17 protein-coding genes are annotated in these 14,094 nt (G+C 33.7%); all 17 read right to left on the bottom strand.

Annotated features, from left to right (window positions below):
* The 17 genes from ACTB0X_RS17655 to ACTB0X_RS17575 all read right to left on the bottom strand — a co-directional run bounded on the left by ACTB0X_RS17655 (position 1) and on the right by ACTB0X_RS17575 (position 14,079).
* Positions 1–1,338: a N,N-dimethylformamidase beta subunit family domain-containing protein gene (locus ACTB0X_RS17655; RefSeq protein ID WP_463026381.1), complete on the bottom strand. Its 1,338-nt coding sequence runs from the start codon at positions 1,336–1,338 to the stop codon at positions 1–3.
* 162 nt (positions 1,339–1,500) lie between these two features.
* Positions 1,501–1,887, bottom strand: coding sequence for a hypothetical protein (locus tag ACTB0X_RS17650; protein WP_463026380.1), 387 nt, complete (start codon positions 1,885–1,887; stop codon positions 1,501–1,503).
* A gap of 234 nt (positions 1,888–2,121) precedes the next feature.
* The gene (locus tag ACTB0X_RS17645; RefSeq protein WP_463026379.1) at positions 2,122–2,979 is read right to left on the bottom strand and encodes a YiiX family permuted papain-like enzyme; all 858 of its coding nucleotides are present in this window, start codon (positions 2,977–2,979) and stop codon (positions 2,122–2,124) included.
* Positions 2,980–3,021: 42 nt separating this feature from the next.
* Positions 3,022–3,447: a hypothetical protein gene (locus ACTB0X_RS17640; protein WP_463026378.1), complete on the bottom strand. Its 426-nt coding sequence runs from the start codon at positions 3,445–3,447 to the stop codon at positions 3,022–3,024.
* Between the two features lie 221 nt (positions 3,448–3,668).
* Positions 3,669–5,582: an AAA family ATPase gene (locus ACTB0X_RS17635; RefSeq protein ID WP_463026377.1), complete on the bottom strand. Its 1,914-nt coding sequence runs from the start codon at positions 5,580–5,582 to the stop codon at positions 3,669–3,671.
* Positions 5,569–6,012 (bottom strand): ABC-three component system middle component 5, encoded by a 444-nt coding sequence (locus ACTB0X_RS17630; protein WP_463026376.1) that lies wholly within the window; start codon positions 6,010–6,012, stop codon positions 5,569–5,571. Before ACTB0X_RS17630 ends, ACTB0X_RS17635 begins: the two co-directional genes overlap by 14 nt.
* 61 nt (positions 6,013–6,073) lie before the next feature.
* Positions 6,074–6,667, bottom strand: a complete 594-nt coding sequence (locus tag ACTB0X_RS17625) for an ABC-three component system protein (protein ID WP_463026375.1) — start codon at positions 6,665–6,667, stop codon at positions 6,074–6,076.
* Positions 6,668–6,672: 5 nt separating this feature from the next.
* Entirely contained in the window at positions 6,673–6,855 is a 183-nt protein-coding gene (locus ACTB0X_RS17620) for a hypothetical protein (protein WP_463026374.1), read from the bottom strand.
* A gap of 198 nt (positions 6,856–7,053) precedes the next feature.
* A complete protein-coding gene (locus ACTB0X_RS17615) occupies positions 7,054–7,755 on the bottom strand; it encodes a hypothetical protein (RefSeq protein ID WP_463026373.1) in 702 nt (233 codons plus the stop codon).
* 43 nt (positions 7,756–7,798) lie between these two features.
* The gene (locus ACTB0X_RS17610; RefSeq protein ID WP_463026372.1) at positions 7,799–8,440 is read right to left on the bottom strand and encodes a hypothetical protein; all 642 of its coding nucleotides are present in this window, start codon (positions 8,438–8,440) and stop codon (positions 7,799–7,801) included.
* 349 nt (positions 8,441–8,789) lie between these two features.
* Positions 8,790–9,548: a matrixin family metalloprotease gene (locus ACTB0X_RS17605; RefSeq protein WP_463026371.1), complete on the bottom strand. Its 759-nt coding sequence runs from the start codon at positions 9,546–9,548 to the stop codon at positions 8,790–8,792.
* Between the two features lie 272 nt (positions 9,549–9,820).
* Positions 9,821–10,138 (bottom strand): T9SS type A sorting domain-containing protein, encoded by a 318-nt coding sequence (locus tag ACTB0X_RS17600; protein WP_463026370.1) that lies wholly within the window; start codon positions 10,136–10,138, stop codon positions 9,821–9,823.
* A gap of 47 nt (positions 10,139–10,185) precedes the next feature.
* Positions 10,186–10,836 (bottom strand): spermidine synthase, encoded by a 651-nt coding sequence (locus tag ACTB0X_RS17595; protein WP_463026369.1) that lies wholly within the window; start codon positions 10,834–10,836, stop codon positions 10,186–10,188.
* A 127-nt stretch (positions 10,837–10,963) separates the two neighbouring features.
* On the bottom strand, positions 10,964–11,341 hold the full coding sequence (locus tag ACTB0X_RS17590) for a hypothetical protein (RefSeq protein ID WP_463026368.1): 378 nt from the start codon (positions 11,339–11,341) through the stop codon (positions 10,964–10,966).
* A gap of 130 nt (positions 11,342–11,471) precedes the next feature.
* On the bottom strand, positions 11,472–11,678 hold the full coding sequence (locus tag ACTB0X_RS17585) for a (4Fe-4S)-binding protein (RefSeq protein WP_463026367.1): 207 nt from the start codon (positions 11,676–11,678) through the stop codon (positions 11,472–11,474).
* A gap of 937 nt (positions 11,679–12,615) precedes the next feature.
* Positions 12,616–13,140: a hypothetical protein gene (locus ACTB0X_RS17580; protein WP_463026366.1), complete on the bottom strand. Its 525-nt coding sequence runs from the start codon at positions 13,138–13,140 to the stop codon at positions 12,616–12,618.
* A 105-nt stretch (positions 13,141–13,245) separates the two neighbouring features.
* A complete protein-coding gene (locus tag ACTB0X_RS17575; protein WP_463026365.1) occupies positions 13,246–14,079 on the bottom strand; it encodes a hypothetical protein in 834 nt (277 codons plus the stop codon).
* Positions 14,080–14,094: the final 15 nt, after the last annotated feature.

The following is a 14,094-nucleotide window of genomic DNA, read 5'->3' as shown; positions in this document are numbered from 1 at the left end:
TTAAGGATTCAACACCCTTTCCATAAAGTTGTGAATCATAGTAGTAAATACGGAGTCGGATTCTAAACCGGCTCCACTTTCTATAGAACCTGTAGAAAGTATCATATTTTGTTCATTTTCTGTGATGACGAAGTCAGCTCCAGATTGCTGAATACAATCTTCCAAGTCCTTTCCGGTTATGCTTTCAGCACAGTTTTGACCTTTGGCCAATACCGTCATGTTGCTTTTTAGTGAAACGAGTTTGTCGGTTTCATCACCTGAAATTCCTCGATTGGTGATTCCTGTGCTTCCAAAGAGGGTTCCATTTTGAACAGGTAGGTTATTATACATCCAATGGTCGGCTGCGGTTACAGCATATGGAGCAAAGGTGTGAATGCCGCTTTCGGTGTAACGAACTCCCAATAAATGGTGCTCCGATTTACCGAAGTGATGCCGCCACATGCCGCCATAATCCAAGATGTTGTCATCGAAAGAAGTGAGGTCTTTGTGGCATTCTAAAATGGTATAATCAGCGTTCCATTTGGTTTTCCAATACACTTGATTCCCACCCAGTGAAATCAATGATTTTTTATCTTCGTTTACGAGTTGAAGCAAATTGGTATACATCTGCTCCGTAAAATATTCAGCATGATAGGCCAATACAATGACATCGTATTTTCGAAGTTCATCGAGGTTGTTCTCTAAATAATAATCGGGTGCCAATGCGGCGTTATAATGGGTGCCAAAGAAATTAGCGATTTGAGCCTCTACGATTAAATTTTCAGGTTTGTTGGGTCGTTGGGTACTCGAATAATAAACGGTTTTCGCTTCGTAGTTGTTGTTGTAAAACGATTTGCCTCCCCAATCATTATAGGCCACCCAAGTAGAAATAGGAGCGAGTACGATCACTTTTGATGGGGTGTGATCTTCTATGATAAAATTGATGGAGCTGCTTTCCATGCCATCGCTCAAATCTATTTGGTAATAACCAGATTGAAAGGACTCGTTGAGGTGAAACCGATTGGTGGTTTTCCAATCGCAGCCAAATTCCGATTGAGTAGAATCAATGGGTTGTTCTTGCAGCTTGATTTCAAAGGTATCTAACGCCAACTTTTCTCCGTTACTCAACAACCGATTGACAATTCCAATTCCATTGGACAATGCCCGTATTTTTAAGGCGACGGTATCGCCCAATTGATAACTGAGTTGATCGGAATACCCTTCTGTGTTTTTATAGTGGATGTCAGTAGCATTTCCAACTTTTACAAGCGGAATAAAGCGATAGCGGAAGTAGTAACCACCTAGAAAAAGGAGGGAAGTCAATATTAAAATGGACGTCCACTTAAAAATGGTTTTCATAGAAACAGGTAATCTAAAAATGGAAATTCTAAGGCTATAAAACTACTAAATAAAGAAAGGGGAAAAGACGGGAACCGAACAGTTAAAATGAAATTGTAAATAGTGTGGAGCTAAAAGATGATATATGAAATGGTTTAGTCTTAATTGTTCAATTATAACCAATTAATCTTCTAAAATCCTCAATAAACCATTTATGCTATTCAAAAGGAGTTCACGCTCTTTCGTGGGAGCTTCCGATTGATAGTATTTGGAATCATAAAAGTACATGAAGTTGAAAACTTCATTTTTAGTGGTTATTAAAATAGTATAAGGTTGATGAGAAGTGCTTTTATAAATAGTACCTCTAGTTTTTAAATTTAAAGAATCCTTGTTTAAGGCAAATAAGGTATCGAAGTTCATTTGCTGGATCTCTTGTTGTTTGGAACCAGATCTAATCTTCTTTTTTTTGATTCTTAATACATCAATAGCCCAAAATGGAATAGGATTAATTTCTCGATTGAATAGAACTTCTAATTGGTACAATTCTCCATTTTGGTAACCGAAACCCACTAACCCATTGTTTCTTGTCCAACGGCTGCCAATAGCTGCAAAAGACAGTACTGTCCCAATCTGATAAATGCTCGCTTAGATTTAACTGATTTTCTTCTTTTAAAAGACTCTCATATGAAATCATTCGCTTATAGCAATGTTTACTTTTCTCTTTAATTTGCGCTTTAAGCCCCGAAGAAAGTAAGATAACGAGGGAAAAGAAGAGTAGCCTTAATTGCATTAGCTAAATTGTTTTTACTTTTCAATAATGGTTACTAATTTATCTGAATCAAACATTGCCGCTGGTGAAATAACTTTTTCATTTAGTGGAATATTAGAGCCATATCTTTCTTTCATTTTCTGTTTAACAATATCATTGGATAAGTCAAAATCTGATAGTTCTTCAAGTTTTCCAATTTCAATATTTGTAGCCTCTTTGTAAATTTTCCATACTAATTCAGAACAATAGATTTTTTCATCTGACCATTCAAAATAAAGATCATAATTCTTTCCATTGTATTTCTCTCCAACCTCTCTCATCTTAGTTAGAACTTCAGGAGTTAATATTGCTTTGGCATTTTTCAATCTTTTAATCACATAATGACCATCTTTCCCTCGATTTATCCAACTATTCAAAGGAGTTAATTTGATAGGTTGTACAGCCTCATAAACGAAAAATTGATCTTCATTTTCATAAATAATACCTATATGACTGTACTTTGAATTAGTTGCTAGTTGAATGGCTTTACTTTGGTTAGATAGTGAAGTTTGGAATATAATATCTCCATTTTGGATTAATGAAGCACCTTTTGAATTAACTTTTGATATTCCTTCATACTTTTTTATAGATAACCAATCAAGATATTGATATGCTAGTTGATAAGTTCCAACAAATAAAATTAAACCACTAATTGTTACAATTATCAATTTGGGTATATTCTGTTGCTTGAATATCACAACAAAAGATGAGATAAAAAGTAACATTGCTATTACAAAAAATAATAAAGTTATACTGAAAAATAAGAAGTAAACGCCCACCAAGCTTAACAATAGCAACACTAAAATAGTAAGTAAAGAATAAATTGTATTTGATATTATCTTTTTAAAAATCATAAATAGTTAACTGTTTTATAGCTCTGGTTGGCAAATCGCTTTTTATAATATTTCAAGATTTACTAAAACAAGCAGAATGTAAACCACTGCGAAAAAGGTAAAAAGTATATTCATCCCATATCCACCGTATTTAATAATTGGCTCTTTTGGTATTTCATACATTGGGTAATATGCAATTTGAGTTGCAACTTTTCCTGTCCAATATGCCCCTATGAGAACTGTTAATGCAATTGCTAAGTCGGATTTATTTTGCAGTTGATCAGGAATTAAGATGGCAATTAGACCAAAACTAAAATTTAATCCTTGAATGTAACGACCATATGTTTTTGCGATTTCTTGGTTTAGAGGTTTCAATTGTTTTACGTCATTGTACCAATCGAAAACTCGATGTCTAATATATGGGTAAACAAGTGCAGTAAAAATTTGCCCTATACCTCCTGCAATTATTATCCAAATTGGAATCTTCATAAGATGTAATTAATGTTTGATAACTATCATTGCTATGGTGTCGTTGGCGTGTCCTGCAGGGCGACAATGCGCTATAGCCATTGTTGTGCGTTCGGTTTTTTCGTTTGTCCTGATTGTCTGAAATTTGTTGAATTGAACAGAAACACTCGTTGCCAAGTTTTGGTTTTTTGGTTGGCTTGTGGGACATGGCAATGTGCGTGATCGTTAATGGCTCCATTAATTTAGTCAATTTTTAATGTTTGGTTTGTTTCAGAATAAAAATCTCCCACGCATAATTCTGTATTGTCTAATTCAGGTGAAATCATTGATGTAGTAATTATGATTTGATGACTCACTTCTGATTCAGACGAGAGTTTTACAATCTCCTTTTGGAAACTTTGACTTCTATCTGGCTGCATTCCTTTGTCTTCAATATTATCGCAAAGTATGAACCTTGGGAGTCTAAAAAAGTCTTTCTGTAGTGATGCAAAAAAGATTGAGAAACGAACGCTGTTTTTTAAATACACATTAGAGCTTTCAGAAAAGTTGTTTTCACCATCTAATGAAAATGTGTTTTTCTCAAAGTCTAATTCCACTTTTTTACCTGTGCTAAATTCCGATTGCCTTCCTAAGTCACTATGCAATAATCGCAAGGTTATTGCCTGAATAACGTGAAAAGCATTTTGTAAACGAGTTCTTTGTTCAGTTTCCTTAGAGTAAATGTTTGACTTTAGTGAATCAATTTTAATCTTAAGCCCTGCAAGTTCTTTCCTTAATACTTCAATTTGCTCCAATGCACGAAGCTGTTTAATTAGGTAATCATTCTTAGATCGCAATTCACCTTTTTTTATTAGCAATTCGTCAAACTCTTGGTTTCTTAAAGTTTTGACATTTGATAAAGCTTCATCAAGTTCTCTTTGAAAAGCTCTTACCTTTTGTTCAAGAGTGGGATAGCTAGATTTAAATTCTAATAACTTATGTTCCTTTTCTAAGTATATTTTTTTTGATTCTCTAATTTGGTTGTCAATCTCCTGTTGCATTCTTTTTATCTGAGAAGAGCCCTTATCTTCGGGTAGCTGTTGTTTACACAGTTCACAGTGCGTATCATCTTCTACAGGCTCTAGTTGAGATAGGCAATTAGGGCAATGGTGCATTTTTAAATCAACGAAAGTTTCTCTGGTCAGTAAAGAGTCAGATAATGCTAAAGCCCTTTTCTCTAGGCTTCTTAAAAAATCTTGAGAATCTAAAAGTTCAAATTCAAATTTGTTTATTTCCGATTGTAAAAGCGATAGACTATTTCTTGATGCCAACAAATTTGTTTTTATCGTAACAACCTTGAGCTCTTCTTCATCTGACTTAATAGTTGCCTCATTCTGTTCTTTAGTTAACTTTTCAAGATATTCGTCTATACTCTTGATTTGATTATTGTTTTCTTCAATTAGCGCATTAATGGTTCCTACATTTGTTTCATTGTCGCTAGCTTTAAATATTTGCTCAATTCCTTCAAATTGCTTTTTCTTTATATCATAATCTTTTTCTGATTCTCTTAATGAAATTTTATCGCTGTATAATGAATCGTCATAAACCCCGAAAAGTAAATCAGCTATGGTTTTTCTTGTTATTGATGAATCAAAATTTTCGGTCATCAATAAGTCAAGAGTTAAACTCTTTTGGTCAATATAAAGCATCCTTAAAATTTGATGCATTGTAATATTACTGTCAACATCACCCCTTAATTCGGGAAAACCTAAAGCAAGAAATAAAGCATTTGAAAAGCTTTTTTTGCTCTCTGTTCTTCTGTATGAGAAAGTTTGCCACCCTTCACTGGCTGATTTTAAAGCTTCTTCATATGTCCCCCAAAAAATTGACATTGGTTGATTACCCGCAACACTGACGGTTCTTTTAATTGTTATAGGTTCAGAGTTGATAAATACTTCAGCGAATACATCACCACATTGAGCAGCTGCTGTTGTCCATTTTTTAAAATCTCCACCTAGAACATAAAAAATAAAGTTCCCAATCGTAGATTTACCTGCACTATTATGCCCCCTAATAATATTAACACCTTCGTGAAAATTTTGATCGTAAGCAGTTTTACCATTTTTAGTATAAATGGTTAATCTATTTAACTTTAAAAATGGATTAAATTGCGTCATACTTAAATTCTATTAGATTGGTTCGTTCTTTAAGCCCTAAATGACCATATAGCTTCATAGAAGCTAATGGACCTGTAATTAGTGTAATCAAATTTTGATTTTCATTATTGGCTATTTGAATTCTTGATGACAAGCTTTCAGAAAGCGGAACATCTGTTTTTTTGATTTTACCATTTTTAAATTCGTTAGCATCAAATAAGTCATAAGAAATTAGAGCTTTCATAGCAGAAATTTGAATGTTCTCCATTTTGAAAAAAAGTCTTTTTCTATCAATTACTCGTTCATATGAATTCGTTTCGGCTTTAAGAAATTTTTCATATTTCCTAAAGCCCACAAAACTTCTTATTTTTAGAAGTTCAGCAGGGAATGCTAAATAAAAATCTAAAATTCGAAGTTTATCAACTTCCAAGTTTTGCTCTGTCTTTTCCATGATTTGGAGTATCCTAAACATGGTGTGATACAAGTCGTAAGCTTGGCTATAGATTAACATATTAGTTCCATTTGATATGACAGTTACCCATAAGGAAATAAATCATTCCATTAATTTCATCTTCATAAATTCGGAGCAAATTATCTCCTAATAAATCTTCCAATGGTCTTATAATGAACTCGTCAAGAAGTTGATTGATATATCCTTCTGGATGTCCTTCATTGAGCCGTGGATATATTTGAGTCTCAAAACGTGAATAGACCTTCGCGAGCAGAAATGCATAAATATGTTGTGCCGTTTCTGAATGTTCGTTTTTTAAAAGTTTTTTGGTGAACTTCTCTTTTGCATTTTCTGCAAAATTTAGATACCTGAGCCTATTTCCGTTTTCTAATTTCTTTTCAAGTCCCATTACTTCTGTATTTGCAGCATAAGATTTAAAGTGCATTAATTCTTCTACCATTTCGGAAATGCCCATAGAGTTCTCTTTTTCTTGTTCCAGTTTTTCATAGAGAATTTCCAATTGAGATTTGCCACCAAACGAAACTCGTCCAATGTTGATTGTAGTTGGCTTAATAACATCACGCCCTGCAATATCTCCATTATCAACAGTATTGTTTGATAGGGTAACTTCGTTTTTATTTTCTTCGTCCGCCATTCAGTCTATTTATTTACATCACGTCCTGCAATGTCCCCGTTTTTCACCTTGTTCTTTTCTTGTTGGACATTGTTGTTTGAATTGTCTGTCATTTTATTCTTAATTGAGACTAATTGAGTAGTTAGAAAAACTGCAACTAAAAGCCCAAGAATTGAACAAATACTTCCTATTAAATTAATTATTTCCATTGTATTAGTTTTATTGTTAGCAAATTATAGGATCTTTTGCTTGTGAAGTCTTAACTCGTGAGATGGCGCAAGCAAATGTGACTTTATGTGGGGTTGGCATCTTATTTCTGTCTTTCAATATTTTCATTTTCTTTGATTATTTCACTGACACACAACATTTTGTTTAAGGTAACTTAGCATCCCTTAGGGTTCTATGCACTATACCTCAGTTCTTTGTTGTGTGTTGTTTTTTATTTTCTTCTTGATATATTGAATTGATATTGCAGAAAAGTTCAGGAAAAATTCGGCATCTTCTTTTGAAATGTCTTGCTCTACAGTTCCACCATGTCGCACAAAATCTTTATTACTTATTAGACCATACATTTGGCTTATCAGTTTTTGAATATCACTATCTAAATCTGCATTCTTTATTATTTTCCCTAAAGTTCCTCTAGGTTGATTAAGAAGTATTTGAAGTGAACTTTCAATTGAGTTTGTCGCTTCCTTAATGCAGTTTTCAAAATCAGGCGTTGATCCTAATAGAAAATTTTTAGCTTTTAACCATTGTTTTCTAATTGGAGAAAGTTCATCTTTTAATTCTTCATTTGCATTTGTCCATTGTTTTGGGTCAGGAACTTGCCTTATCTTTCTTTCTAAATCGATCATTATATCACCATATATTTCACTTACATATGCACGTCTTTCTGCATAAGTTCCAAAGCGAAGTTTACATACTCCCCAAAATTCTTCAAGAGTGCGATATTGATTAGGATTCTCGTAGTTAAGTTTCTCTAATGAGATTAGAGTGTCGATAAATAATTTCTTGTATTCCGCTGGTTGTTCATGATTTCTTCCATTTGTAACATAAGCCACCATTAGGCCTTGCAGTCTTTCTATGTTTTTAAGAGTTTCTTCTATCATAATAATGGTTCTAAGATTTTCATTTTTTTTGAAAAAATCACTCTTATTTTAATTTATCCAATCCGGATGTTATTTGCTCTCTAAATATCTTCATTCTTCTATAAGCAATAGTGGACATTTCCATTTCGTATTCTATTCCTTTACGTAGTTCTGCATGCAGATGAATAGCGTTTCTTAGGTTATATATTTCTTTTAATTCTTCTCCAAGTTTTTCGTCAATCAATCCTAATTTAGTAGAAGCCTCAATTTTATGCTCAAAGCGTATGGTGTTTATTTCTCTTTTCCCGATGGTTTCGTACATTGTTATAATATCCTTACCATCGTGAACTAATTCATTTAATTCTTTGCTGACAGAAATCTTCTTATACATTTTAGTTTTAAATAAATCTTTAACATCTTGTATGTCTTTAAAAGTCTCAAAAAGAAGATGGTGTATCACCGCTTCGTATATTGACGCATAGTAAAATATCTGAATTCTGATTTGAGCATTTTGCAAATAGTCATCAGCTTGCATTCCTTCCATAAACTTATATATGTAACGAATGGCTTTAAATTCTTCTGACAATCTATTTTTTAATTTTTCATCATCAACATAATCAAAGTAGTCATCAAACCAAAATTCATCTGGTAAGTGATTTTTTATATAATCCTCTATTCCTTCTTTTATTTCTTCTTTGAATGGCATATTTTCTCTTTAATTACACACAACACCCGATTAAATCGAAAGATACGTTTGTCTACTTTTTATATTTCTATCTATTAATATTTCAATACTTAATGGTTAAAAGCCAGCTGTCAATTAAAACAATAATCACCAACCGTCTTTTAATCAGTCGCCAAGGTAACTGCTTTTTTTTAATAAAACTATAGTCTATTGAAAAATAAAGTGTTGTCAATGGGGGTTCTTTTATGAAAGTATGAGATAGCGATAATTAGTGTAAAGAGCAATTGTCATGATGGTTAACGAACTGCCTTTCCGATAGCTATCGGGATTAGTCGGAGCCATCTACTCGATTGTGCTTTGTATTCTATTTTCAAGATTGAGTTCGTGATTTATACAAGCGGATCGGCATTCCATTAATTTGAGTTAATTGACCACTCCAAACCATTGAATATAATTTTTTTAAATCCAATTTATCTTGATCCGTCAGTGTAGAGTTATGTCCATAATTCATAATAGTTAATGGGTAATGGTGACCAAATATTTCACTACGCCAAGTGGCTTCCTTTTCTTTTGCAAAATAATGTCTTAGCCCGAAAATATGGCCTATTTCATGAATCATAGTTTCGATTTGCTCAATACGATTCTGTTGAAACATCTTCGGGTGAAGAGTAAGAACATTAATGTTAGAATTAGGGAAAAAAGCACTTGCAAGGGTGCAACCATGAGTATTGCAGTTGTCTGGTCTCATGATAATCTCGAAATCAATATACCGATTATCCTCTTTAAATGATACAGGAGAAGAAGTTCCCCATGCATTCACCGCATCGTTAAATATGCCCCTGACGTAGCTTTTTACATTTTCCGAATTACTGTAGTTATTAAATGATGGATGCAATCGCCACCTTAGAATAACATTTTGATTCCATAATGGAATGTGGTCTCCAAGTCCAACGACAATTTCGATAAGCTTCTGCTTATCTTTTACAGAATGAGACTCGTCGACTCTTTGTACTTCATCCGCTTCGTCAGTAACACATAAATGTTTTGTTTTCTCGGATGTTTCTTTTTCAAATTGATCGCTTCCATTTTCGGAAAGGAAAAAATTTTCGTCCTGATAATTTTTGTTCATTTTATTTCGGTTTAATTGTTACGATATGAAGCACATCTATTGATTTAACACACTCAGTGCATCATATTCTTATTTTAAGCATATATTAACTTGTATTTCAATGCTTAATAAGAAAAAGCCAGCTGTCAATTAAATCAATAATCACCAACAGCCTTTTAATCAGTCGCTAATATAATGGCTTTTTTTCAATAAAGCTATAGTCTGTTGAAAAATAAAGTGTTGTAAAAGGGATTTATTTTAGCAAAGCCTTGCAACTGCTAGGTGAGGAGCATTTACTGCAACACTATTTTTTCAGAAAAGTGGGCCAGTCCGTTTGTAATGGTTAGAAAGTTAATTCCTTTTGGAAGATGGCTCAAGTCGATTGTTGAAGATGGAGTGTAAGCTTTTAGCACCATTTTTCCAAGCGTGTTATAAAGGGTGATTGCTGATTTTGGATTTAACACTCCGGTTAGAGTTACCATTCCATTTGTAGGATTGGCCGCAATGCTTAATGTGGGACCAATGTGCAACGGAATAGCACTAGAAAAGAAATCGTACCAAACGATTGTGTTATTTAAAGTAGCCGCTAGCCGAGCACTGTCTGCGGGCAACAATAACTGTCGCTTGTAGTATAGGCCGTTTGCTCAAAATATGGTGTTTATGCTGCGTGGTTATTGTGTGCAATTAATACTTTATTGGATTTTTCGACATATCGGTGAACTTCGAAGTTCATGTGTCTTCGGTGAAGCTTTTCTTTCAGAACAGTTAAATCCGTTTTTGGGTGGCACAAAGTGTTGAAAATGATATCTCCATCCTCTGCCAATAGGTCCAAAACGTACTTCCAAAATTCGAGCGTCAAAAATTGACTAGGTATTTTATTGTCAAGGAAGAGGTCCACAATGATAAGGTCGTATTTGTTTGCATCATTTGCTACAAAATTCAATGCGTCATCACAAATAATGGCAACTTGGTCGTCAGAAGAAATGTTGAATTCATTGGCCGCAATATCAATGATCACTTGATCAATATCCACAGCAGTAATTTTACCCATGAACCCTTTTTCTTCTTTAAGCGTTTGTATAACGGATCCGCCACCTAACCCTAAAATTAAAGCATTTTTAGTTTGCTCCAGATTGATTTGATCCAACGAAAACTTCAACACGCGTTGCAGTGATCCAAAGGAATAATTGGTATTCAAGGTATCCAATACTTTTCGGCCATTGATTAGGGTCACCTCTAATATTCCACTAAACTTCGACTGTACTTCTTTGGTAAAAGGGTAGATGTAACTGATGAGTTGCTTTAACATGAGGTGTGTTTGTACTGTGAAGTTAATTATTATAAACTCTCAAAGATAAGCTAGGAGAAAAATAGCTAAGTGGATAGCCATAAGAATAGGAGGGAAGAGGGTTTTACGATGATTTTTAAATTCATTTTTACTTCTTGAAAAGTATGTCAATGCTACCGCATTCATATTGGACTTTCAAGGTAAGGGTGGTGGCGGTTAAATCCTTTATTTCAAATTCAGCCATTCCTGCTTGCTTCACTCCATTTTCAATCAAATTGGTTAATTGTATTCCCCTATTTACTACCTTGTAATCAGCCTTTGCAATTCCTTCTTCCGATTTAAATTCTGCTTTTCCATCCTTTTTAAAATGAAAGGAATGTATAGGAAAATAGCTGACGTCTTTACAGTTTGGGTTTGTGCTAGAGACATTCGAAAATTTCCAAAAACCAGTTAATAGCTCAGTGTTTTGTGCGAAACAGCAATTGAAAATTAATAATGCAAAGGATAATGTAATGAATCTTTTCATGGTAGTTTTTTGAGAACGAATGAATACAAAACACTCAGTAAGTCATATCAATACTTTAAGTTCTCCAATTCCGAAAATAAGAGAAAAAAAGGAATAGTTCTGCAGTCTATTGAATAATAATTGGTTAAACTTACTTTTTAATACTCAACGCTCCTGAGGGGCATTTGCCTACTTGGTCAATTAGTTCTGCAGTTGTTGCATTCTCAGGTTGAATCCAAGGTTGTGATTTGGGATGGTAGACTTTCGGTAGTGTTTTGACACATACCCCTGCATGAATGCATTTTTCAGGTGTCCAATTGATGGTAATTTCTCCGTTTGAGTATTCTTTAGTTTTCATAGTTGTGAGTTTTAATGGAATGTCAATTAACCCTTACAAGTTCCGAATTTTACTTAAATACTCGTTTATTTAGGTAGTAAATTAGTAGTAGAGAGTTCTAAAAAAAGTACTGAAGATGCTTATTAGAACAAACTGGGCTTAGTTTATTCTATTGATTTTGTGACTCTTATTATGTAATCCTAAGCCTCATCTTACTCCTTAATTTTAACTCGTAAATAGACCGTTGGACCTTAGAAGCTGGTAGAATTGAACAGGTAAAATTCAATAATGGTTAAAAGTAGCACGATAATCAACCCTGTTTTTTGAAAAGCTGACTTTTTAAAGTTGTGCCAACGCCGTGTTGTAAAATCGTTCGGGTGTTTATCATAATAATCGTATAAATTCCTTTCGACAAATTTGTGCCGAATTTCACCACGAATTATCCCGATTAGGATTACATTGGAAACAAGCAATACGGTAAATAGGAAAATGTATTCTATCAAGTTGGAGAATAATTAAATTATAGTTAATAGATCTGCCTGCTTATTATTATTTTACTGAGAAATACGAATGAGGTATGACTGAATTCCGAAAGCTGCAGGAGGAATAGATGAGCTTAATTGGGCAAAGGTATTCAACATATTCTAGAACGGAAAATTCTACCTCTAAAAGGTGAGTTTTATTGCATTTATTTAACTATAACAAAGTGGCTGTTTAAAGCTGCTATAGTGCAGTTTTCATTGGAATAAATGGAAGGAGTTTGTTATACTAGTACTTAGCGATATTCATCTTCTTTCCAAAAAGTAATTGTTGGTGTTTTTCAGAAAATCAATATGCTTTTCAAATGGCTTTCAGACTATAAGTCCAAATAGTGTAAAGGATGTCCCTTTAACGTACCAGATTTTTGATTACCTACTTGGCTTAAAGTAGTAGCGACCGAATGGAAGCTATTGACGTTTTAGCCATTGTTGGTGGCTTTCTCCTTTTTTGATTTCTTATCAGCTTCAACGACAGGAATCATTATACCTATGAATCCAAATAAGATTGCAATTGACATTAAAAATGCCCATAACTTATTATTTGGAAATACCGCTAACCCTCTTGGTACTGTAACTTTTGTACTTTCACCTGTATCCAATAATGTCTCTCTGAGTTTCATTAAAACATTTGTTCTTTCCAAAGGACTTTCGGAATTCAAAGTTTGAAGTTCATTTTGGCTTGCTTTTAAATTTCGAAACCAAAAATCAACATCTTCATCTGGAGTTTTCCATAGAATTGATGTATAGCCACTTGTTAAATTATTGGCTTCTAAATAATCAATTGCTTTAGTTAATTCAATATTCGCAAGCTCTATGGTGTTTGCATCACCCGCTCTTTTTAAATAGCCTTTAACATTTTGCTCAAAAACAACCTTTTTTGAAATACGTGTTCCAAAAATTCCAATTGAGACCAAAATCAACAGAATACTCGATAGTTTTTTCATTTCTTAAATTCTTTTTTTATTGAATTACGCATAACGGCCCGGCTAAAAAGCGTTGCTGTCCCGCAGGGCAGCTATGATTTTTAGCCATTGTTGGGCACAGTATTTTTATTTTTCTAAGTCACTTTGGTAGATATAATATTGGTCAAGTAGAAACTTAAACTTCTCCTTATCATATTCCCAATGCCTGTCGTTCTTAAGTTTCTCGATTACAATTTTTTGGATATTATCATCATTAAATTTTAGAAGTTCAGCAACGGTTTCATAATACGGAGTTGTTCCCACATCTTTAAAATTGGTGTTTTTCAGATACTTGACTAAAGCTTTTCTAAGTTGGTCGTTATATTCAGCCTTGTACCAATTCGACAGGTAAAAAAACGCTTCCTTATATCCTTTTTCAAAAGCCAAGGTGGCAATTCTTTGGTTGTAAGATTTTGGGTAAACTCTGTTTTCTAAAGCTCTGGTTAGTAAGAGCCAATCTGGATTGTCAAGGTAAAGAATAAGGCTGTCTAGTTTTATAAGTGTTGGGTTTGTTCTCTTATCCTTTGTCTTATTCCAAAATCTATGATAAAATTCACTTGACAAGTTGTCTTCGGATTTTATACAACCACTGAACGTTGCAACACTTTTATCAGAGTTTAGATATTTTGAAAATATTGGAGCTAAGTCTGAATATTCCTTGTCAATTAAAGCCCAACTTGCATAGCAAGCAACTACTGGATTTTTGTTTTCAGTCAGATCAAGAAGAGTCTGAATGTCCGCCTTTTCTTTGAGTTTTTCAAAATTCTGGTAATTCTCACTTGGTTGCCCTGCAATTCCAACATGTTTGTATTGAACTTCATTTACGTCAGCGATTTTTCGGACAATGTTTTCTACAGACTGTCCACATGCTGTCGAAATTGTAACGACCAATGTGATTATGAATACTGAAGTTGCTTTCATCGTTTATATTGTGCC

The sequence above is a fragment of the Acidiluteibacter sp. genome, assembly GCF_055129545.1.
This window is presented reverse-complemented; position numbering and strand designations above follow the sequence as displayed.